The following is a 21,613-nucleotide window of genomic DNA, read 5'->3' on the forward strand; positions in this document are numbered from 1 at the left end:
AGAGTTTATGCTTGCTGAACAGGATTCATTGCCTGGATGAGCAATTGGAGCCTTGTTCTCCCCTGATAAAAATTGATATCCAATTTATAGGCAGCATGAATGTACTTAATCCTATGATTAGGCCAGGATTTTAAATCCACATTAAAAGCAATGGCATCCAGTGGCTCCCCTCCTTGTGAGGAAATTAATGTCATTTTTAAATGATTTTTACCGACAATTCGTTGATCCAGAATTTCAAATACATTATCAAATACAGGTTCTGCAAACGCTTGCCCCCAAGGACCCGCTTGTTGTATTAATTGTGCTGTTTCCAAATTCAGTTCATGGGGTTGCAATGGCCCGTCCGTCAGTATTTCTCCTTCACACTGAGATAAGTCAAGATGCTTCAGAACCTCTGACACAAAAGCTGATCGAAAATCATTCAATAATTCGGGGTTAATACTTAATCCGGCAGCCATAGCATGTCCTCCGAATTTAAGAATTAGTCCTGGATTATCCTTGTTAACAGCAGCCAGTACATCTCTAATGTTTAAATCGGGGACAGAACGTGCTGAACCCTTTAACTCCTGCTCACTGACGGAGGCAAATGCAATAACAGGTCGATGATATCTCTCCTTCATTCTTCCGGCTAAAATTCCTATCACCCCTTGATGCCAGGTTTTATCATGAAGACACAGAGCAACAGGTAAGTGTTTATTCTCTTCGTCGTTAATTGACAATTTCTCCAGAGCAAGCATGGCTTGCTCTTTCATTTCAGATTCTATCTGTCTTCTTTCCAAATTCAACTCATCCAACTGTTGACAGAAACTTCTTGCCATTTTTGGATCCGTCGTAATCAAACATTCAATACCAAGCGACATATCATCCAAACGGCCTGCGGCGTTTAATCTTGGCGCTATGGCAAAACCAAGGTCAGACTCTCTTAGCCTGGAGTAATCCCTACCAGCAATTTCAATCAAGGCTTTTATTCCTTCTCTGCATTGTCCTTGACGAATACGCATCATGCCTTGATTAACCATGATCCTGTTATTTTGGTCAAGCCCCACAACGTCGGCTACAGTCCCTAATGCAACCAAATCCAGAAAACTCGCCATATTAGGCTCAGGCAGGTTGATTTCACTAAACCAGTTGCTCTTGGAAAGATGTCTGCGCAATGCGAGCATAACGTAAAAAATAACACCGACCCCCGCAATTGACTTGCTTGGAAATAAACAACCAGGCTGATTAGGATTAACAATAGCGCAGGCATCGGGCAATGATTCTGCTGGTAAATGATGATCAGTAATTAATACGTCTATCCCCATTTTATTTGCTGCATCGACTCCTTCAAAACTGGCTATACCATTATCAACAGTAATAATTAAATGAGGTTGCCATTTGCTTGCCACTTCGACAATGGCAGGAGTAAGGCCATAACCAAACTCAAATCGATTAGGTACCAAATACTCAACAAACTTGGCACCCATAGCACGCAAAGCAGTAATGGCTAATGCAGTAGAAGTTGCTCCATCAGCATCAAAATCACCGATAATCAGAATACGTTGCTCAGAACGCAAAGCACTCTCTAGTCTTAAGCAAGCCTCATTAATGCCTTTTAAAGAATGGAAAGGAAGCAGTGTTTGTAATTGCTTATCAAGTTGAGATTCATCACTAATGCCCCGTGTTATATAAATACGTTTTAATACATCCGGTACATTAGGTAAGTTTACTGTATGCTCAGGTTGTTGTCGTTGTTTAATCAGCATGCGTCAGACTTCTCCATAATCGAGTAAACCAATGAGATTTTGCCTTAACTAAAACACAATTGTTCCAGTACCAATGTGCAGGTGTTTTTTTTATTTCAACTTGATGTGATTCGCTTAGAGAATCAATGCTATGTAATAAAACAACTTCGAATTTACTCAGATTCACTGATGGGTCATATAAAGTCACACTCGAAGAGTAAACTTGAGCTATATCCAAAAAATGCTTGTCTGTGCAAATTGAGATTGTGTTTTTATCTTTAAGCTGGCCACTACCCCATGCCCAGATGCCATTAATTAACGATTTCCGAGGGTTGGAGGAGAAAAACATTTGGCTTTCAGTAAAAAATTTTTGCCAATACATAGTCTCATCCAGGTGCGATAATTCCGGCATCAAAGACTTGTTTAACACCTGGTAAATGGGCTTGGCATTAAGAGGTGGTTTATCATCAACTCGCAATAGCCAAGTATATTTGTCATAAAAATACAGGCTCATCCCTTCTTCCGCTAAATAGGCAGAATATAAATCGAACCAATATTTCACCTCTTCATCTGTTACTCGTAAATCGTTATCAATAGCGACAATGACAGCATCATTATGCGATGCCTGCCAATGCATGGGAGTTAAAATTACCCAATCCCCCTCAAGATTACGGCTGGATTTCAATAGGTTGCCTACTGGTGGATTTGCAAGGTCATAACCGCCACATGCTAACAAATTAAGCACTGCCAAGCCTTGCGATTTCAACAATCTGCCCTCTTTGCTATCACAGCTGCCTTCTGTGTTTATAATGACATCCATTGTTTAAATAGCCTTTAGCAAACCATCTCTTTTAAACAGGGCTTTTAAATTTCTTAAGGCCTGTCTTATTCTGTCTTTATTTTCAATTAAGCCGAATCGGACATAACCGTCGCCCTGCTGTCCAAAACCTATGCCGGGTGAAACAGCAACTTGAGCTTCCTTTAATAAATATTTACTGAATTCAAGCGATCCCATGGCGCGGTAATTGAGAGGAATAGGCGCCCAAACAAACATTGTTCCTTTAGGCTTGCTAACTTCCCAACCAATGTCATTCAGTCCATCACACAAAAGATTGCGCCGTTTTTCATAAAGATTTCTTATTTCCAACACACAGTCATCAGGGCCTTCCAGTGCTGTAATAGCAGCAACCTGGATGGGAGTAAAAGTACCATAATCCAAATAAGATTTTATACGTGTTAAGGCAGCAACCAACTCTTCATTACCACATGCAAACCCAACACGCCAGCCAGGCATATTATAAGACTTGGACATCGAGTAAGTTTCGATTGCAATGTCTATGGCACCAGGAACTTGTAAAATTGAAGGGGCTTTATACCCATCAAAAACTATATCGGCGTAGGCCAAATCATGAATAATCCAAATATTATTACGCTTGGCAAGATCAACCACCTTTTCAAAAAATTCATATTCAACACAGTGAGTACTTGGATTTGCCGGAAAATTTAAAACCAAGGCTTTGGGTTTTGGCCAGGTTCTGTTAATAGCATCTTCAACAGCAGCCAAAAATTGAACCTCATCGATTAAAGGTATTTGCTTTACATTAGCGCCAGCAATGATAAACCCATAGGTATGGATAGGATAAGCGGGGTCAGGAACAAGCACCGTATCACCAGGGCCTGAAATTGCCAAAGCCAAATGAGCAAGTCCCTCTTTAGACCCTATTGTAGCTAATATTTGTGTTTCACTGTCCAGATGAACATCATAATGGCGCAGGTACCACGTTGCCATCGCTCGACGTAATCTCGGGATTCCTTTCGACATTGAATATCGATGCGTATCAGGTCTTTGAGCAACCTCTATAAGCTTATTAACAATATGAGGCGGGGTTGGCTGATCAGGATTTCCCATACCAAAGTCTATAATGTCCTCTCCTCGCGCCCGCGCTTCCATCTTAAGCTGGTTTATTGTATTGAATACATAAGGGGGCAAGCGTTTAATGCGTGGAAATTGACTCATAATATTGACCTCTGTGATATACTGTTAGCCATTATAAACTAATGAACTTTTTAAAATCATGAATATCAATCTAGAAACTGCAGAGCAACATGCAGTACAAGCTTACAGCGATAAAAAGATTCAGATTAATTCCATAATTTATGAAAGTAGTTTAATTGTTTCCAAGAAAGAAATCATTACTGATTTTGTAATTAAAGATATCCAGGATATAAATGATTCATACATTGATTTATTATTGGGAAGCAATCCTGAATTAATTATTATTGGCCATCTGCAAAAAGGCAAAATGTTACCTGTCACTCTAATCAGTCAATTATCGCAAAAAAGAATTGGTATCGAATGCATGTCCATAGGTGCCGCTTGTAGAACTTATAACGTCTTATTGAGCGAACACCGAGCAGTTGTTGCAGGATTTATCTTCTAATATCAATCTCATAGCATTACTTATCGCATGAGCCCTATCAATTTTTTGAGGGGTTTGCTTTGAACATACCAAAGCTATAACTGCCTTCTTGCTTCCAGCACATTAGGAATTTGCTCCAATTTAGTTAATAAGCGCGACAAACTGTTTAAGCCATCGATCTCAACTGTTAAAGTGATATAAGCCATATTTTCATGTTTATTGCTATGGGTCTGTAAAGCATAAACATGCGCTTTTTCATTTGAAAGCAGTGAAGTAACATCCTTCAACAACTCGGAACGATCAAAGGCTTTAATCAAAACATCAACGACATAATTTTCCCGTGTTGCTGTACCCCAATTCACCTGGATAAACCTACGCTTTTGTTTCTCACTGGCATGAATAATATTAGGACAATCTTTACGATGAACCGATACCCCTCTTCCAATGGTAATATATCCCACTATTTCATCACCAGGGACAGGTTGGCAGCATCTGGCCATAAATGTTAATAAATTTCCAACTCCTTCAATGCGAAGATCACTGCCTGTAACTTCTGGTTTTTGCTGTTGTCTTATAAATTTCTGTAAATTCTGCTCTGAAGTATCTGGCGGTGCCAATCGATTAATAATCTGTCCTATTTTAATATCACCGCGTCCTAAACTGGCATAAAGATCATCCGCTTTTTTATAATTCAATGCCGTAAGAACTTCGTTCAGTTTATCCGATTTAATACCTAAAGATTTTAATTCCTTCTCCAGTAGCTCACGACCATCTCTCACATTATCTTCATAATCTTGCATTTTAAACCAATGCAACACTTTAGCCTTGGCTCTTGCAGTCTTTAAATAATTCAGATGAGGATTAATCCAATCCCTTGATGGTTTGATTTCTTTTCCAGTCAATACTTCAACCCGGTCTCCCGTTTTTAATTGATAAGTCAAAGGCACAATATGGCCATTAACTTTGGCACCCCGGCAACGATGTCCCAAATTACTATGAACATGATAAGCGAAATCCAAAGGAGTCACTCCATGAGGTAAATCCAATACGTCCCCATCGGGAGTAAAGACATACACTCTGTCTTCAAGAAATTCAGTCGTGACATTTTCTGCAACGCCTTTATTAGCTGCCATTTCCTGATGCCATGCCAAAACATCTCTTAGCCACTCTATTTTACGCTCATGGCTTTCTTTTTGTGATACAGCACCTTCTTTGTATTTCCAATGGGCTGCCACCCCCATTTCTGCCAAATCATGCATATGGAAAGTTCTGATTTGTACTTCAAAAACTCTTCCTTCTGGACCCTCTACTGCAGTATGGAGCGACTGATAACCATTAGATTTTGGGTTAATAATGTAATCATCAAACTCTGCTGGAATTTGCTTCCACAAAGTATGAACCATGCCTAACACTTCGTAACATTGTGCTTCAGTATCTACCAGAATACGAACTGCTGTTGCATCATATATCTCGTCTAATGATACATTTTTGCGCTTCATCTTTTTATAAATACTATGGATATGTTTTGAGCGACCATAAACGGCAAAGTGACGAGCTCCTGTTGCTCGAATCTGATGCTCAATCTGTTCGACAATGCGATTGACAAAGCTGTCTCTTTCCAATCGTTTAGCCTTCAATCCCTTGGCAATCGCCTTATATTCTTCTGGGTGCAAATACCGGAAAGCCAAGTCTTCCATTTCCCATTTGATTGCCCCTATTCCCAAGCGGTTAGCTAGAGGTGCGTAAATTTCCATGGCTTCGGTTGCCAATTGCTTACGTACCGTTTCAGACAGATGCCCTGCCGTTCTTAAAATACATAAGCACTCCGCCAGTTTGATTAAAACAACTCGCACATCATCAACCATCGCAAGGAGCATTTTACGAATATTATCGATTTGATTTTTGTTTTGCGGGTATTTATTTAAAGCCTGGAAATTGTTCATGGCACTCATTTTTTCTATGCCTTTGACCAATTTGGCAATATTGTGCCCCAATTGCTCTTCAACATCGTCAATGGATAAATCCGCATAATGAACATTTTCAAAAATAATAGCTGCGGCCAGAGTTTCCTGATCTACTTCCAGGTCAGCAAGCAAATCAGCCATTGATAAACCTTGTTGTAAACAGGTTTGTCCTGTTTCAGTAGCATGATCCTGACCGGCCAATTGACTTAAAGTACAGGCATTTCTTACGAGCTCGAGATTATCCAAATATCCTTTTGAACCGAGATGATGTAACCACATCTCTACGTCAATACTGCCATCCGGCGTCAACGGAGTCGTATCTTTTACTCTTACCATACTTATTATCCTTTTTGAAACAAGGCTATAGACTCGACATGCGCTGTATGAGGAAACATATCCATTACCCCAGCCGTTATCAAAACGTAACCTTTTTGATTAACCAATATATCTGTATCTCGAGCTAATGTTATCGGGTTACAGGATACATATACTATGCGCTCGGGATCAATTGCATCAATTTGTTTTACAATTTCAAGCGCACCAGACCGGGGAGGATCGATTAAAACCTTGCTAAAAGACGTATTAACCAGATTCCTAACTTCCATCACATCATCAAGATTAGCAGCATAAAAATCCACATTTGTAATATGATTAGACTTGGCATTCATATAGGCTCTTTCAACCATGTTCTTATTGCCTTCGATACCGATAACTCGAGAGCAATGTTTAGCCATGGGAAGCGAAAAATTACCCAGTCCACAAAATAAGTCTAGCACGATATCAGAATTTTTTAATTCCATTAACTGGATTGCCTGCGTTACCATCTTTCTGTTTAACTCGGCATTTACCTGAGTAAAGTCGTTAGGATGAAATTGAAAGGTAATTTGATAATCTGGCAGCTCATAACTCAAATAATCATGCGTATTTGAAGGATAAAAACAAAAAACTGAATCAGGTCCACCTGGCTGCAGGAATACCTTGTATTGGAATTGTTGAGCAAACTCCTGAATGTTTAATTCATCTTGTTCTGTTAATGGAGATAGATTTCGGAAAATCAGTGCTACTTCATTATCACCTGCAGCCACTTCAATTTGTGCGATACAATGCTTATCCTCCATTGTATCGATTAATTTCCTCAAATGAACAATATCAGCATCTATTTTTGAATTAAGAATGGGACATTGATTTATCTCTGTGATAAACCTTGGATTATTCCTCTCTCTAAATCCAATCAGGGCGGTTTGTTTTTTTTCTACAAAGCGGGTACTTAAACGAGCTTTATTTCTATAGTTCCAATGATGGCTTGTTAAAGGCGACAGTACTGTTTGAGGTTCAGTATGGCCATACCGTGATAGTAAGTCGAAAAGATGGGATTGTTTAAAACGAATTTGTTCCTCGGCACTCATATGTTGCAAAGAACAACCTCCGCACATCTGATAATGAGGGCATTTTGGTTCAACTCTTAGAGTTGAGGGTTCGACAATCGATAATAATTTACCTTCATCAAAATCCTTTTTTACCCGTGTATACTGAAATTCAACCACTTCACCGGGTAGCGCTCCCTGAATAAAAGTCGCCTTGCCATCAATTCGTGCTATCCCCTTCCCATCATGGCTTAAATTCACAATCTGTGCGGTTTGTGGGGTAAGATTTAATTTTGGCTTAACTTTTCTCATGAAATGATTCTCAAATAATTATCAATTATAAAAATCTCATGCTACATTTTTAAAATGTTGTATGGATATAAAAAACAAAAAATGCCCGAATAAAGGGCCAAATAATCAAGGGAATGCATAATGTTGAAGAATATCACACCAGCTTTGTCTTTGTCATTGTTAATAACCCATAACATCTGTGCCAATGAACCATCTTCTATCAAGACAATATCTCAACCAACAACCATTCAATTTTTAGAAAAATTTGGCGCAGGCTTTGCCAATCTGGAACATAAAAATCTGGGGGATAGGGTTCAACTTTATTTGCCAGGACATGACAGCAAGACTGGGATTGTAAAACTGACATTACCCAACGGGAGTAAACTAAGCTATGGCGAGATCGTAATGTATGGTGGTGATATGTTTGGAAATCCAGCAAAACCCATATCCAATTGCTCTGAGAAAAACAGGTTAGCTTGTTTCCAGGCGCAGTTTGACGCTATGGGGACTTTGGGTAACAAGCAAGACAAACGTTGCTCTAACCCTCTTAATCAGATAACCCATCTTGATCGGTTTTTTACCAATTTGGCTGAAGAGATCGAAAAATCAAAACAAAACGGAACAAATGATTGGGATTATTATAAGCAGCACGACTCGGCTATTAGCAAGGAATTAAACAAACTGACTTGCGGTGGAAGTATAATCAGTGGTTTTATACCCTTTGGCAATTATATTAAATTAGCTGAAGTCAACTATGATCACTTTGTTCCCGATTCACTTGTAGCCTATAAAACAGGCCATAGATTTGCTTTGGAAACAGCATTAAAAGCTTATGAGAAGAAGCAGCAGGGACTTATCGATGAAGCTCACAAACTCCTTGAATTAGCCTATGCTCAAAATGCCTTTGCAAATCATTACTTAACTGATTCTTTTTCTGCAGGACACATGCGTACTCCAAGAAGAGCCATAGGACATGATATATTACTGCCTTCTGTTTTAAATCTTCTTATCGCCAATTTGATGCATAATGAAGACAATCAACATGGGTTAAATGTAGTGAACCATGAAGGAATAAGTTGGCTTGCTTATGGAGATGGCTATTTATATAAGCCTGAAGCTGAATTACAAAGAATGGTCATTCTGGATGCCATGCAACGTTCCGCAGACAGCATCCATAGTACTTTTATGAATGGAGTAATTCCTGAATACTACCCAGAGATGGATGTATTTCCCGACTACTCAAAAATTGAACAGATAAATGATACAGCTCCATTATTTAAAGTTGAAAACGGCGTTTTGCTTAAACGAGTTAATAATAAGGATCACTATGATCATCATTGGACAAAATACTGGAGCGGGCTTGTGACTTTAATAGAGTTTCAGGTTAATAAAATTTAAACGTTCTAACTTCCATAAAACAGGCATTATGAAGAAAAATATTATTATGTTCATTGTATCATGCGCCATGTTTATGGAGGCTATTGATACAACTATTCTCAACACCGCAATCCCTGTGATGGCTCATAGTTTAGAGGTCAATCCCATTGATCTCAAACTCGCGCTCATTAGCTATCTTTTAAGCTTGGCAATCTTTATTCCTATAAGTGGATGGATTGCTGATAAATATGGTGTAAAAAAAGTATTTATAGCAGCTATCGGTGTCTTTACCTTAAGTTCGTTATGGTGTGGATTCACTCAAAGTCTTTGGGAGTTAGTATTGGCTAGAATTATACAAGGTTTAGGCGGCTCACTAACTGTGCCTGTTGGACGTTTAATTATTCTGAGAACTTGTGAACGCCACGAATTAATCACAAAGATGAGTATAGTCGTCATGATTGCCTCTCTAGGCATGCTACTTGGTCCCTTACTGGGCGGTATTATTACCGATTATTTTTCATGGCGCTGGATATTTTGGGTTAATATCCCTGTTGGTATAATCGCTATGCTTTTATCTCATAAACTGCTTCCAACTATCCTGCCCAGATCCGTCCCACCTTTGGATAAATCAGGATTTATAATGTTTGGAGCCGGCCTGGCCTTCTTAACTTTAGGTTTGTCTCTGTTTAGTGAGACTAAAACGGATATCAGCTACTCTGTTTCAATTATCCTTTTATCTGCCTTACTGTTAATTGGATATACCAGACATTCTCGTAACAAGAGTAATCCTATAATAAAAGTTACTTTATTAAATATAAGAACATTTCGTATTGCGGTATTTGGAAATTTATTAACTCGTTTAAGTTTCGGGGGAATCCCCTTTTTATTGCCATTACTCTTCCAAATTATTTTAGAATATTCTCCCCAGTTGTCAGGATTGTTACTAACACCAGTAGCATTGGGTGTGTTCCTGGTGAAGCCATTATCATTCTCTATCTTACGAAAATTAGGCTATAAAAAATTACTCATTTTAAATACAGTTTTAGTCTGTTTTTCTCTCTGGTCCTTTGCCACAATAAATCAAAGCACTTCTGTCATCTACATTGGTTTTTTAACATTTCTTTATGGATTTTTCATTGCTCTGCAATACACAGGGATGAATTCCCTTGCGTATGCGAATATTGACGATAATGATATGAGTTATGCGACAAGTATTATGAGCACAGTTCAACAGTTATCCCAAAGTTTTGGAGTAGCAATTTCTGCCCTACTGGTCAGTTTATTCACTTTTCAGGTTTCGCAGCATTTTGTTTTAACAGTCAAGATTTTTCATCTAACCTTTTTTGCTTTAGGGATACTTACGATTCTTTCAGGATTGATATTTACCAGCTTAAAAAAAGAGGATGGAAAAGAGCTGATTGAGTCACCCACCTAGGTCCATCTCAGTTGTATCTTGTAAGCCAGACACCTTGATGACCAAGACAATGCATGTCAATACAGTATCTGGTCATTCAAGGAAAAATTAATGCTTAAGGAAATTAATTAAATCCAAAGACGATTTAACAACTAACCAGCACAGACAACAAACCAGGTGCATCACTTTCAAGTGACTCCTTTAACCTGGAAAGATTTCTTTTGCACATGGTGAAATTCACATCTTTTGCAAACATAGTCTGAGCCGTTGGTAAAACATTCTCTAAACCAAAGATTATTTCAATAAAGTTATTGATATGAGCCTTGATCTGATTCCAAATTCCTGGGGCTGACTCCAAAGAAGGTTTATAGCTGTATATAATATCAGTACACTTATCAGCGAGTAGATATTGGTTTATTGGTGCATGAGGAAATCTCAACCTGGAATCTTCTTCCAGGATGACTCCTAGATCATGAAGAAAACCTTCAGCTGCTTCAATAACCGGTTTTTCAAGTCTTGATCGATTGGCATTTAAAATTTGTCCAACACGTAAGTGTAACTGACTTACTGCTTTATGCACTTCACTTTCATCTCGCAATTCATCAGTTACTTCAACAAACAGCCTTTCTCCCTCATCTACTATTTTTCTAAACCATCTAGGCATATTAATGCTCCACAATTAAATAAATTGAACAATTATACAGCATAAAATCATTCATTATCAATCATTTCCACATCAAATTAAGAACAAGTGCTCATTTATACGAGTTATTTTTTAATAAACCCATTTTATTTAGAACTTAAATATTGAGAAATAATTTCTGCGACAGGGGCAGGCTCATCCATGTGCACATGATGCCCTCCCTGTACTCTATGAATAGTTAAATTTTTTATTGCTTGGGAACGACCTTTAAAAACAGAGTCCGGATAAGATACACCTTGGCTAGCGAGAATAAGACAAACTGGCACGTCAATAGCACGAAACATAGCTCGAATTTCATCTTCATGGGGAATAGTCGAGCTAATACAACGTAATCGGGGATCAAATGTCCAAACCCAACCTTCTTTATCTTGTTTTGTGCCTCTTTGAACTAAAGCTTGAGCTGCTTGATAGCTTATATTACCAATATTCATACGGTCTTTTATCGCAGCATCCCGACTTGCAAATACAGTTCTTGGTTGTTTCCCAGATATTAAATAGCTCTCGATATTTAAGGGTAAATAAGCCATACTGTTCTCAATAATATGGACCGTTGGCCCTAAAATATCTAAAAATACCAGTTTATTGACTTGTTTAGGCTGAGCAATGGCTAGAACAGTTGCCAAAAAAGAACCTAATGAATGAGCAATAATATCAAAACTCTTCCATCCCAATGCCTTAATAACATGGCACATGAGAAAAGCATCATTTTTCCAATGAGGAACAACACCCTCAGGATAGTGACTTGACAGTCCAGTTCCAGGATAATCTACTGCAACCAGTTGCCTGTCTGGTAATAAAGGCGCTAGCAAATCAAAACTGGCCGCGTTATCCATTTTACCATGCAAACACAATACTGGATTGGGGTTTTCTGAATTCCAAATTTTAAGAGCAATAGTAAAACCCGGGATTTTAACTTGTCTTTCTTGGTAAGATGTCAAGATAGATACCTTCTTAAAACTCTTCAGTTGTGGCAAATATTTAAGAGATTTATATACTAATGAGTAGGAGGAGTAAGAGTCAATGAAGAGAATAATATTTTAAATTTCTTGATGACTTTGATGAATGGCAGATCCAAAATTACCATGCTAATATAATTTAAGTGTAGTAAGGAAAAATAACAAAAGATTAAGATTCACAATGCTGTATCCGAGAGAGACAAGGAGAGTATTTTGAGTTTATTGCTAACAAGCCCGGCATTTGAACATAACGATTTTATTCCTGATGAATTTACTTGCCATGGATTGGATCGCCCTCCACCGCTTGAGTGGGAAAACGCCCCGCCAAATACCCAATCCTATGTATTAATTATGGATGATCCGGATGCGTTAGGAGGATTATGGTTTCACTGGGTTTTATTCAACATACCGGCAAGTTATAACGAACTGGATGCAGCTATAGATGTACCCGACTCAGCGATAAGCATTAAGAATAGTTGGGGCAAAACAGGTTACGGCGGACCATGTCCACCAAGCGGAACACATCGATATTATTTTAGGTTATATGCTTTGGATACTTTTTTATCTCTGGATGAAAAAGCAACAAAGAAAGACGTTGAATATGCTATGCAAGGCCATATTCTTGAGACAAGTGAGCTCATTTGTAAATATACTAAAATCTAATCCCTCTTGAGATTAGAAGAGAACAATGATTCCTAATATACAGCATAACCCTATTTTTTGGGGAACAAAAAATATACCAGCCAAGGGTATTTTTTTATTTTTTGTTATGATAATCATTGCTTAATGTCTTAAACAGAACCCTATCTTCTATTCACTTGTTTCCATTTTTCTGCATACATTTCATTCATAGTTCTTATCTTAGAAAAGTCCCATAACCTGTTTAAAGGATCAGACTGATCAACAAACAAACTTAGAGGTTCACCTTGATTATATATAGGATTTTTAACGGCTGAGCTAGAGGCTGCTGGATAATAGAAGAAGACCAGAGAATTTCTTACATCTTTTTTCTTTGCCTCAACTACCTGATGCCAAGGACTAACAATTTTTCCATCAGTCCAAGCTGATAAAAAATCTCCAAAATTAACTATAAGGCAATCATCCGTTTCAGGGATTATGTTTTGAAAGTTGCCCTCATTATCTCTATATTGGTATCCATCTGCATCTGCATATACCAAAGTAATCAGGTTCCAATCTGTGTGAAGCGAATTTGCTCCTGTATTAGGAGGATCAAATTCTGTCTTTTTGTAATACCTGAAGCTTCGTAACAACGATTGAAAATCTGAAGATTCATCAATCGGTAAAACAGTTTTTCCATTGAAGAGGATGATTTCAATTAACCTGGATAATTTTTTTGCTGTATTGGCAAAATCTTTTATCAATCCATTAATATCATCTGGGTTGATATAACCATGATCAGGATAGATATTGGGAGCAACTAATGATAAATTTGAGGCATCTGAATCCGGGATTTCATTATCAGGCCACCCAAACGAATAAGATTCTTTTTTTTCAAACACATCAACAAGACCACTTTCTACACCCAGGGGAAAATAGCCTCTGGTTGCACCACCGCCGGAAATTTGTCCGGAAATATCTATTTTGGTTTTAAAATCCAAATTGTAAAATGTATCCAGATTAGATAAAACCTTCTCTAATCTTCTGAAATTCACCGGCGAATTTTTTAGAATAAAAGTACCAGTCTGGAAAGCCTTTTCAAGATTTTCCAAGCACTTAACCGGATCATTTAAGTCAACAGTGATTACAGGCTTATTATTTTTCATCTTTCTCGTTATTTCCTATAAAGAACTATAAGTTTATATTTAATTTTTAAACTATGAGTAGCTATTAATGCACAATACTGTCTTAAGGAACAAAGACAGATTTTTCCTCAAATGTTTGCTTGTCATCTTGATTTGAGAAAAATTGAAGACCCGTCCTCAATTTTGATTTAGGCTCTGTAATTAATTTGTATTGTTACAGAACCTTGTTATCAGGTATTGCAGCAAACACCGCTTGCTCAAGTCTATGAAGCTGTAAAATATTGCATTCCCCTTTTTTCTTAATGCTTAGGTATTGTTCAAATACCTTATCAATTATTTCCTCCGTAGATTGAGCATTAAGTATTTTATTAATTAGATAATTCCTATAATTATCATTAGTTATATGCCTAATATTATAGAGAATTTGAATTTGATATATATCCACACCATATCGTCCCATTCCTTCAGCCCATTCTTGCTCAATCGCTGCCTGAAGCAAAGTATGCAAAAGGATTTCTGCGTCACTGGCATATCGTCCTTGTAATACCCATGCTGAGCCCAGCAAAACTCGACCCAGCATCACTTCAAATTCAATTGGAACTTCCCCTAATTGTTTTTTTATTTTTTCAAGAATACTTTGTACACTGTAATGTGGCTCACCGACAACCTTATAACCTAATTGGTGTATATCATGATTTGTAATAGTAGCCACCATCCCGCTATACCCAAACTGGAATTCCTTTGGTGTCTTAACCTCTCTAATAATGCTTGACACAGCATCACCGTTATAAGCTTCAATATTGCGTGGCTTTCCTTGATACACTAATCTATCGGCTTTCGTTTTGGAAACTATTCGTGTGAGACGTTCATTTTGAACTTCCGAGATATTTTTTGTGCTACCAGATGTTTGATTACCATCACCATAGCTATCTTCATGCGATAACATTAAAGTTTTAAATTCAACTTTCAGGTTTGAATCAGTGTCCTTTATCGCTTTAACAATGCGCTTTATAAAATCAGGCTTATTGCGTAAACCAAATCCTGAACCAATATTTTCCACTGATGCAGCAGGACAACACATATTAATACCAATACGAATTTTATGATGAAACTCTTTGGGCACCATTCTTTTTAACATGAGAATAGCAAGCTTTGTTGTTTCTTCTAATTTATTGCCATTTTCACCATAAAAAAAGTCGAAATCTTCTTGCTTGGAAAATTCATTAGGGATAGCCAACTGAAAAACAAACTCTTTAGCTTTCTCTAATTCCTGACGACTAAATTGCAAACGATAAAAGCTTTTTGTTGCGTCTGAATGATGAAGTGTTTGTTCCAAAGATGCTAACGGAGTGCTCATAAACCGGCTATTGAAAATTTCTGCGATTACAATCATTTCACTATAAACTGTGCTTTTGAAAAACCCATTCAACCAATATTGACGGGCGCCAGGCCCGCTTCCTCTTACCATCGGCGCTGTTGAAACATGAGACATTAACTCCGATTGTTGATTGGATAAAAGATTTAAATCAATTAATTCAGGTTTGTATTCTCTTGAGGGTTTTCCGAAAATCGAAACATCGTCAAGCAACGCCCAAGATTGAAGTTCTGCCGTTTTAAAATTTGCATGAAAAACATCAACAACTTGAGTGTGTTGTTGATGTCCTTTAATTAGAATATGAAGCTGCTGCTTTTCGTAAATAGCTGGCACCACAGAAAAACAATCTCCTCTCAATGGGGAACTTGTTTTTATCACAGCCAATATTGGCTGCCTGTTTAAACCAGCTTCAAAACCATCTGGCTTTTTAAAAAAAGATTCATCTAAAGTTAAATAAATATTTTTTTTATCTGTTGACAGCTTCTGTGGAGCATTTCTATTTAATTCAACACTAAAGACAGGTTCTTCTTTAAAGTAAGAGGTAGGATCATAGTTGAATATTTCGGGATAATTTTTTGTTAATAATCCCAATATTTTATTGGTTGAACGTCCATTAAAAAAATTTGCCTCAGCATGCCTCTGCCAAGGAGTAAAGGCTCTAAGCGGTTGCTGTGCGGCCTTATCCGGCAATAAATCGTCATAAATAGCAGTCCATCTAAGTATTAATTGAGAAGTAACGTGGCCTGAACCATCTATGTGCAGAAGATATTTGCGAAACTTTGTATCAAAACAAATGGAAAGCCCGTCTTCTTTTGAGTCATCTTTTAATAATATAACCCATGATGATTTTCGTTCATCGCTGCCTTTAACAGGCGCAGTTCGATAAACAATGTTGTCTGGATCAAGTTGCCCCCCATCATTAATTGGGAAAACGGGCGCTCCGAGTTTGACATAAATGGGATGGAAAGTTTCATATGTTTCTCTTTGAACACGACTTAGACCCAGGTTAGATTGTACAGCACGGCGTATTTTTTCCATCATATTATTAAATTTATGCAATTTCTCAGACTTTCCCTCTTCTCCTTTAGATATACTACAAATAAGTGCTTGCAAGGATTTGGCACAAAATTCAACTTTTTGCTCTCTTTGTATCGCATCAGAAGGTGGAACAACTCGACTAAGGTGAAAATTTTCATTCTTAAGATTACCTATCAGATACTCAGTGGCGCGCTCATAAAAAATATGCGATACACCTTTGACTCTCCTGATTTCATCTGCCGAAAGATTTCTAAAAATAGCATTTGCAATATTTGACTTATCTAATATCATTTTTTCTTTCATTTACAACATTCTCTTTTTTAATGCATTATCGTAATTTCATTTCACCCTTGATTGTTCTTGCATATTTTGTTCAATTTGAAACTAATACTCTAAAATTTTATAAATTATGCTCATAGCAAAAAAAATCAGGCCTTGTTGTATTCGGATATCTCTCAAACCGCATTTATAGACAAATGTGATTAAGCTATTTTTATTTGAGGATTATTCCCTACTTGTTCGTAATGCTTTACGTTGAGACTAGAAGCGATTGTGCTATCCAATCTGGGAAAAGAATTTGGAGTTCGGCCTTATTCTGCATTTAAATACTCTCTTGTTTAAAAACATAAAGAATACTTAAAGCAACATTCAGAGAATATCCGTAAAATCACGGATAAAATGGTTATTTATCTTGTAATGATGCCGTTCAATTGAATAATCAACTCAGCTTTATTATCACATTCCAATTTTGTTTTTAATTGATTAACATGGGTTTCAACAGTTCTTGTTGATAATTGGAGTATTTTCCCAATTTCTTTATAACTCATTCCTTGCAACAAGAGTTTTGCACAATCCTTTTGCCGAGGAGAAAGAAGGGATTTTTTTAGTTCTTTATTGATTTTGTTGCGGTGACAACAACTGGCATTATAGGGGAGTATTATTTTATTTTTTTCGAATTGACTTATTATTGAATTAAATTGATCTTTAAAATAAAGACTATATTGCTCCAGTACATCCAAGTTATTGAGATAAAAGTTATTGACAATACTTGTATTATCACGTCTGCTTGCAAAACAAAAATACTCTATAGAATCATGGTTTATTTTAGCAATAGATATTCCATTGGCCATGTCGAAATTTATTGCGGCATCCTGGAGCATCAAAGGACAGTCATCTAGTAGCCATAAATAATAATTCAGCGGTTTTTTTAAATAGGATTCTGGAGCAGTCAGCGTTTCCAGATAGTTCATTTTAAAATAATGCTCAGTCCATTTTTGGTCTGTAGAGAGTCTAATGACAGTGCTATCAAAATAGATTCGATAATAATTAAAGACTGTCATACCATGTTTTGCGAGCAAAGGTTGCATGATGTTTTTTATATCTTCACACGTAGTCAAGGCAAGGTGATTTTCCATATGCCTTAAAACATTTGATGAATTAGGCATTAGCTCTCTCTTCAAACTCATGGGCAAATAATCTTGCGTAGATTTTCAGATCTGGATTCAGCATTTTTGGGAAAGCCATGTAAATTGCTCCATTGCTTCTTCAGATGTTAAATTTTCGTTCCCTAAAACTTCTTCAACTTTGAATATGTTTATACATGTGAGGATAGGATTAATCAAAAATAACTGTCCAGAAAGTCATAATTCTTTTCAAGACAGTTGACATAGTGAACACAACGAAATCCAACGTCTGATTTTAAATCATTTAAGACAATTCATTGGGTAATGAATCAAGAAATTCAGTCACTTCTTTTGGGGTAAGTTCATAAAACTGCCCTCTGGATAAAAACCTGGGCATAGCAAGCATGCCGTAACGGATTCTTATTAATCGACTAACCTCAACGCCTTGAGACTCCCACAAACGACGTACTTCTCTATTTCTTCCTTCATTAAGGGTCACATGATACCAGGAATTAGTTCCTTCTCCTCCACGAAACTGGATTTTGGTAAATTTTGCCAAACCGTCATCCAACATAAACCCTTTCAATAAGTTATTTAAAGCTTCCTGGCTGACTTGACCATGAACTCGTACGGCATACTCTCTTTCCAAACCATATTTTGGATGCATGAGTTGATTGGCCAATTCGCCATTATTAGTAAAAATGAGTAAGCCGGAAGTATTTAAATCCAGACGCCCCACTTGCACCCAACGCCCCTGTCTAAGATGCGGTAAGTTATCAAATACTGTTTTTTCAAATTTTGGATCATGTCGACTGGATACTTCACCGACGGGTTTATGGTAAAGAAGAACCCGGATGTTTTGTTTGCCTTTTAAAGGGTTGGGAATCAACTTTCCTTTGACGCTAATTTTATCACTAGGGCCAGCGGAATCTCCCAGTTTAGCTGGTTTGCCATTAACCTGCACCCAACCATTATCAATCCACCGCTCCATTTCACGACGAGATCCGAGTCCGGCCTGACTTAATATTTTCTGTAATCTTTCACTGCTCATTTTGCGTACACTCTTCTATAGATTGGGTTGCCTCGTGCAGGGTTAATGTATCCATTATTTCAGGTAAGGGAGGAAGTTCACTTAGGTAATTTAAGTTAAAGTAATTTAAAAATTCTTTTGTCGTCGTATAAACAGCTGGTTTTCCCACTACATCCTTATAGCCTGCTATACGAATCCACTCTCTCTCCATTAACATTTTCATGATCTGACTGTTAACAGCAACTCCTCTAATTTCTTCAATATCAGCGCGCGTAACAGGTTGCTTATAAGCAATTATTGCCAAAGTTTCAAGCAGTGCCCGCGAATACTTTGCTGGCTTCTCGATTTGGAGACGAGCGACCCAGGCAGCATATTTCGATTTCGTTTGTACCTTAAAACCACTTGCAACCTGGACAAGCTCAAAAGCACGAGAAGAATAATCCGCTTTTAAGCTCTCTATTATAGTCTGCAAATCTTCTAATGTTGGTCTTTGCCACTCATCAAAGGTCTCTTGGATTTTTTCTAAAGCAACAGGTTCATTACTGGATAATACCAAAGCTTCAACAATATTTTTCAATTCATTGTCAATCATTTCATGCAGCCTGCAAATGTATAGGTGAAAATGGCTGAGTTTGTGTAATGATCAATAAAGACTGCTTGGCCAATTCAAGAATAGCTAAAAAACTCACAACCAAACCCATCCTGCCCTCTTCCAGGGTATATAATTGACTAAATTCCAAAATTTTTTGATGTTGTAATTGAAACAAAATGCGACTCATTCGCTCACGAACAGACATCAACTCTCGGGATACTTGATGTTTAGAATAATGCTCTTCACGTTTCAGCAAAACTTTCATAGCCTCAACTAAATCAGACAATTCAACTTCAGGATAAACTTTAATTGTTTCAACCTCATTGGGATTAACCTGAATTGTGAAATTATCCCTGTCTTGTCTTGGCAATCCATCCAATAATTCAGCCGCTTGTTTTATTTGCTCATAAGCCTGCAACTGTCTAACCAGAGCCATACGAGGATCTTCTTCTTCCTCCTCTGCATCTGATGTAACCGGCAATAATAAACGAGACTTAATTTCAGCTAACATGGCTGCCATTAATAAATATTCAGCAGCCAATTCCATTCTTCGATTTTCCATAAGTTGGATATACTGTAAATACTGGTTGGTTATACTCGTCATGGGAATATCAAGAATATCAATATTTTGCTTGCGGATTAAATACAGCAATAAATCTAATGGTCCGGTAAAAGAATCCAGTAATACCTCTAATGCATCAGGAGGAATATACAAATCATCTGGAAACTGAGTAATTTCCTTACCATCTATCACCGCTTTCACTACAGGCTCAGGCTGCAAATCCACATTCATTAATAATCAAGCCCCATGACTTCTCTGACCGTATTTAAAGTCTTGTTTCCTTCTTCTCTGGCTGCCTCACTTCCTTCTGCTACAATACGCTTTACTGATCCTAAATCAGCCTCATAATCTGTAATTGCTTCCTGTATTGGTTTAATTTCTTGTTGGATAGCATCGATCACTGGTCTTTTACAGTCGATACAGCCTATCCCAGCGGTTCGACAACCTTTTTGCACCCAATCCTTTATTTCCTCATTAGAATATATTTTGTGGAATTGCCAAACAGGACATTTTTCCGGCTCTCCTGGATCTGTACGTTTAACTCGTGCCGGATCCGTAGGCATAGTCAGAATTTTCTTTTCAACTAAAGCCGGCTCATCTCTTAGCATGATCGTATTATGGTAAGATTTGGACATTTTTTGCCCATCAAGGCCAGGCATTTTTGCAGTCTCTGTCAGCAAAGGGTGTGGTTCGCTTAATATAATTTTGCCACTTCCTTCCAAATATCCCAATAATCGCTCTTTGTCTCCAATCGATAAATTAGGTTGATCCTCTAAAAGTGCCTGCGCTGTTTGAATGGATTCGTGGATGCCATGCTCCTGAAATTGTCTGCGTAATTCGGTATAAATTTTCCCATTCTTTTTACCCATTTTTTTGATGGCTGCAGCAGCCAATTCCTCAAAATTGGGCTCTCTGCCATAAAGGTAGTTAAATCGACGAGCTATTTCTCGAGTTAACTCAATATGAGCTACCTGGTCTTCACCTACTGGAACATAATCAGCATGGTATAAAAGTACATCGGCACTTTGAAGTAAAGGATATCCCAAAAAACCATAGGTCGATAAATCTTTTTCTTTTAATTTCTCCTGTTGATCTTTGTAACTGGGAACGCGCTCCAGCCATCCTAAAGGAGTTATCATGGATAAAAGCAAATGTAATTCAGCATGCTCTGGAACCCAGGATTGAATAAATATCTTGCATAAGCCAGGATTAACCCCACAAGCTAACCAATCAATGATCATATCCCATAGGTGTTTTTCAATAAAATTAGGTTCTTCATATTGTGTTGTCAGGCCATGCCAATCCGCTGCAAAAAAGAAGCAATCGTATTGATGTTGTAATTTTATCCAATTTTTTAAAACACCATGATAATGACCTAAATGCAATCTTCCACTGACCCGCATTCCAGAAACGACTCGCTTATTGGAAGTAAACAATGCTGACATCAATTTCCTCTTCTTGTTATAAATTAATCCACTATTTCAAATACAAAAATCTCTTTATCTCTTGACTTTCTCATCGCATGCTTGTGTGAAACACATTTTATCTAAATTTTATCAAGATTAGAGACATGAGATTCATATCAAGAGCTAACCGGGCAAAATGACCTTCAATTGTGTCAATTGAAGCCTGGTAGG

17 protein-coding genes and 1 pseudogene are annotated in these 21,613 nt (G+C 37.5%); 4 read left to right on the plus strand and 14 right to left on the minus strand.

Annotated elements, in window-relative coordinates; all coding sequences use genetic code 11:
- Window positions 1-5: 5 nt before the first annotated feature.
- From recJ to alaC, 3 genes are read right to left on the minus strand one after another with little or no spacing between them, the layout of a single operon-like run.
- Entirely contained in the window at window positions 6-1,745 is a 1,740-nt protein-coding gene (gene recJ, locus CC34_RS0101330) for a single-stranded-DNA-specific exonuclease RecJ (RefSeq protein ID WP_027226962.1), read from the minus strand.
- Window positions 1,735-2,544, minus strand: a complete 810-nt coding sequence (locus CC34_RS0101335; RefSeq protein WP_028379065.1) for a hypothetical protein — start codon at window positions 2,542-2,544, stop codon at window positions 1,735-1,737. The genes recJ and CC34_RS0101335 overlap by 11 nt, the downstream gene beginning before the upstream one ends.
- 3 nt (window positions 2,545-2,547) lie before the next feature.
- Window positions 2,548-3,741 (minus strand): alanine transaminase, encoded by a 1,194-nt coding sequence (gene alaC, locus CC34_RS0101340; RefSeq protein WP_011213745.1) that lies wholly within the window; start codon window positions 3,739-3,741, stop codon window positions 2,548-2,550.
- Between the two features lie 58 nt (window positions 3,742-3,799).
- On the opposite strand from alaC, the gene CC34_RS0101345 reads away from it, so the two are divergent.
- The gene (locus tag CC34_RS0101345) at window positions 3,800-4,165 is read left to right on the plus strand and encodes an Mth938-like domain-containing protein (RefSeq protein ID WP_027226959.1); all 366 of its coding nucleotides are present in this window, start codon (window positions 3,800-3,802) and stop codon (window positions 4,163-4,165) included.
- Between the two features lie 74 nt (window positions 4,166-4,239).
- Here the strand turns inward: CC34_RS0101345 and relA are convergent, their stop codons facing one another.
- Together relA and rlmD are read right to left on the minus strand one after the other, a co-directional pair.
- Window positions 4,240-6,444: a GTP diphosphokinase gene (gene relA, locus CC34_RS0101350; protein WP_027226958.1), complete on the minus strand. Its 2,205-nt coding sequence runs from the start codon at window positions 6,442-6,444 to the stop codon at window positions 4,240-4,242.
- Between the two features lie 5 nt (window positions 6,445-6,449).
- Entirely contained in the window at window positions 6,450-7,784 is a 1,335-nt protein-coding gene (rlmD, locus tag CC34_RS0101355) for a 23S rRNA (uracil(1939)-C(5))-methyltransferase RlmD (protein WP_028379066.1), read from the minus strand.
- A gap of 120 nt (window positions 7,785-7,904) precedes the next feature.
- Between rlmD and CC34_RS0101360 the strand changes: the two genes are divergently transcribed.
- Window positions 7,905-9,161, plus strand: a complete 1,257-nt coding sequence (locus CC34_RS0101360; protein WP_027226956.1) for a hypothetical protein — start codon at window positions 7,905-7,907, stop codon at window positions 9,159-9,161.
- A 28-nt stretch (window positions 9,162-9,189) separates the two neighbouring features.
- Window positions 9,190-10,575, plus strand: coding sequence for an MFS transporter (locus CC34_RS0101365; protein ID WP_028379067.1), 1,386 nt, complete (start codon window positions 9,190-9,192; stop codon window positions 10,573-10,575).
- Window positions 10,576-10,699: 124 nt separating this feature from the next.
- Here CC34_RS0101365 and CC34_RS0101370 read toward each other — a convergent pair whose 3' ends face one another.
- Complete coding sequence (locus CC34_RS0101370; RefSeq protein WP_027226955.1) at window positions 10,700-11,218, minus strand: hypothetical protein; 519 nt, start codon at window positions 11,216-11,218, stop codon at window positions 10,700-10,702.
- A gap of 125 nt (window positions 11,219-11,343) precedes the next feature.
- The gene (locus tag CC34_RS0101375; protein WP_027226954.1) at window positions 11,344-12,195 is read right to left on the minus strand and encodes an alpha/beta fold hydrolase; all 852 of its coding nucleotides are present in this window, start codon (window positions 12,193-12,195) and stop codon (window positions 11,344-11,346) included.
- Window positions 12,196-12,426: 231 nt separating this feature from the next.
- Here CC34_RS0101375 and CC34_RS0101380 point away from each other — a divergent pair, with 231 nt between their 5' ends.
- Window positions 12,427-12,876, plus strand: a complete 450-nt coding sequence (locus tag CC34_RS0101380; RefSeq protein WP_027226953.1) for a YbhB/YbcL family Raf kinase inhibitor-like protein — start codon at window positions 12,427-12,429, stop codon at window positions 12,874-12,876.
- 140 nt (window positions 12,877-13,016) lie between these two features.
- Here CC34_RS0101380 and CC34_RS0101385 read toward each other — a convergent pair whose 3' ends face one another.
- The 7 genes and pseudogenes from CC34_RS0101385 to CC34_RS0101420 form a co-directional block, all read right to left on the minus strand.
- Window positions 13,017-13,997, minus strand: a complete 981-nt coding sequence (locus CC34_RS0101385) for a 2OG-Fe(II) oxygenase family protein (protein ID WP_027226952.1) — start codon at window positions 13,995-13,997, stop codon at window positions 13,017-13,019.
- Between the two features lie 82 nt (window positions 13,998-14,079).
- Window positions 14,080-16,692: pseudogene (locus CC34_RS01000000116070) on the minus strand (lpg1449 family Dot/Icm T4SS effector).
- A 383-nt stretch (window positions 16,693-17,075) separates the two neighbouring features.
- On the minus strand, window positions 17,076-17,834 hold the full coding sequence (locus CC34_RS0101395) for a LuxR family transcriptional regulator (protein WP_027226950.1): 759 nt from the start codon (window positions 17,832-17,834) through the stop codon (window positions 17,076-17,078).
- A 262-nt stretch (window positions 17,835-18,096) separates the two neighbouring features.
- Complete coding sequence (rluB, locus tag CC34_RS0101405; RefSeq protein WP_028379068.1) at window positions 18,097-18,843, minus strand: 23S rRNA pseudouridine(2605) synthase RluB; 747 nt, start codon at window positions 18,841-18,843, stop codon at window positions 18,097-18,099.
- Window positions 18,833-19,414 carry an SMC-Scp complex subunit ScpB gene (gene scpB, locus CC34_RS0101410; protein WP_027226949.1) on the minus strand — a complete coding sequence of 194 codons (582 nt, stop codon included), beginning with the start codon at window positions 19,412-19,414 and terminating at the stop codon, window positions 18,833-18,835. The genes rluB and scpB overlap by 11 nt, the downstream gene beginning before the upstream one ends.
- Before the next feature lies 1 nt (window position 19,415).
- Window positions 19,416-20,207, minus strand: coding sequence for a segregation and condensation protein A (locus CC34_RS0101415; RefSeq protein WP_027226948.1), 792 nt, complete (start codon window positions 20,205-20,207; stop codon window positions 19,416-19,418).
- Window positions 20,207-21,421, minus strand: coding sequence for a tryptophan--tRNA ligase (locus CC34_RS0101420; protein WP_027226947.1), 1,215 nt, complete (start codon window positions 21,419-21,421; stop codon window positions 20,207-20,209). Before CC34_RS0101420 ends, CC34_RS0101415 begins: the two co-directional genes overlap by 1 nt.
- Between the last annotated feature and the right edge of the window lie 192 nt (window positions 21,422-21,613).

Source organism: Legionella pneumophila subsp. fraseri, assembly GCF_000586315.1.
In the GTDB taxonomy this organism is placed as follows: Bacteria; Pseudomonadota; Gammaproteobacteria; order Legionellales; family Legionellaceae; genus Legionella; species Legionella pneumophila_B.

Excerpts from the sequence above, each read along its gene's own strand:
- alaC (WP_011213745.1), bottom strand. The coding sequence starts at position 3,741 with ATGAGTCAATTTCCACGCATTAAACGCTTGCCCCCTTATGTATTCAAT.
- rlmD (WP_028379066.1), bottom strand. The coding sequence starts at position 7,784 with ATGAGAAAAGTTAAGCCAAAATTAAATCTTACCCCACAAACCGCACAG.
- CC34_RS0101360 (WP_027226956.1), top strand. The coding sequence starts at position 7,905 with ATGTTGAAGAATATCACACCAGCTTTGTCTTTGTCATTGTTAATAACC.
- CC34_RS0101395 (WP_027226950.1), bottom strand. The coding sequence starts at position 17,834 with ATGCCTAATTCATCAAATGTTTTAAGGCATATGGAAAATCACCTTGCC.
- CC34_RS0101385 (WP_027226952.1), bottom strand. The coding sequence starts at position 13,997 with ATGAAAAATAATAAGCCTGTAATCACTGTTGACTTAAATGATCCGGTT.
- relA (WP_027226958.1), bottom strand. The coding sequence starts at position 6,444 with ATGGTAAGAGTAAAAGATACGACTCCGTTGACGCCGGATGGCAGTATT.
- CC34_RS0101365 (WP_028379067.1), top strand. The coding sequence starts at position 9,190 with ATGAAGAAAAATATTATTATGTTCATTGTATCATGCGCCATGTTTATG.
- CC34_RS0101420 (WP_027226947.1), bottom strand. The coding sequence starts at position 21,421 with ATGTCAGCATTGTTTACTTCCAATAAGCGAGTCGTTTCTGGAATGCGG.
- recJ (WP_027226962.1), bottom strand. The coding sequence starts at position 1,745 with ATGCTGATTAAACAACGACAACAACCTGAGCATACAGTAAACTTACCT.
- CC34_RS0101345 (WP_027226959.1), top strand. The coding sequence starts at position 3,800 with ATGAATATCAATCTAGAAACTGCAGAGCAACATGCAGTACAAGCTTAC.
- scpB (WP_027226949.1), bottom strand. The coding sequence starts at position 19,414 with ATGATTGACAATGAATTGAAAAATATTGTTGAAGCTTTGGTATTATCC.
- CC34_RS0101370 (WP_027226955.1), bottom strand. The coding sequence starts at position 11,218 with ATGCCTAGATGGTTTAGAAAAATAGTAGATGAGGGAGAAAGGCTGTTT.
- rluB (WP_028379068.1), bottom strand. The coding sequence starts at position 18,843 with ATGAGCAGTGAAAGATTACAGAAAATATTAAGTCAGGCCGGACTCGGA.
- CC34_RS0101335 (WP_028379065.1), bottom strand. The coding sequence starts at position 2,544 with ATGGATGTCATTATAAACACAGAAGGCAGCTGTGATAGCAAAGAGGGC.
- CC34_RS0101415 (WP_027226948.1), bottom strand. The coding sequence starts at position 20,207 with ATGAATGTGGATTTGCAGCCTGAGCCTGTAGTGAAAGCGGTGATAGAT.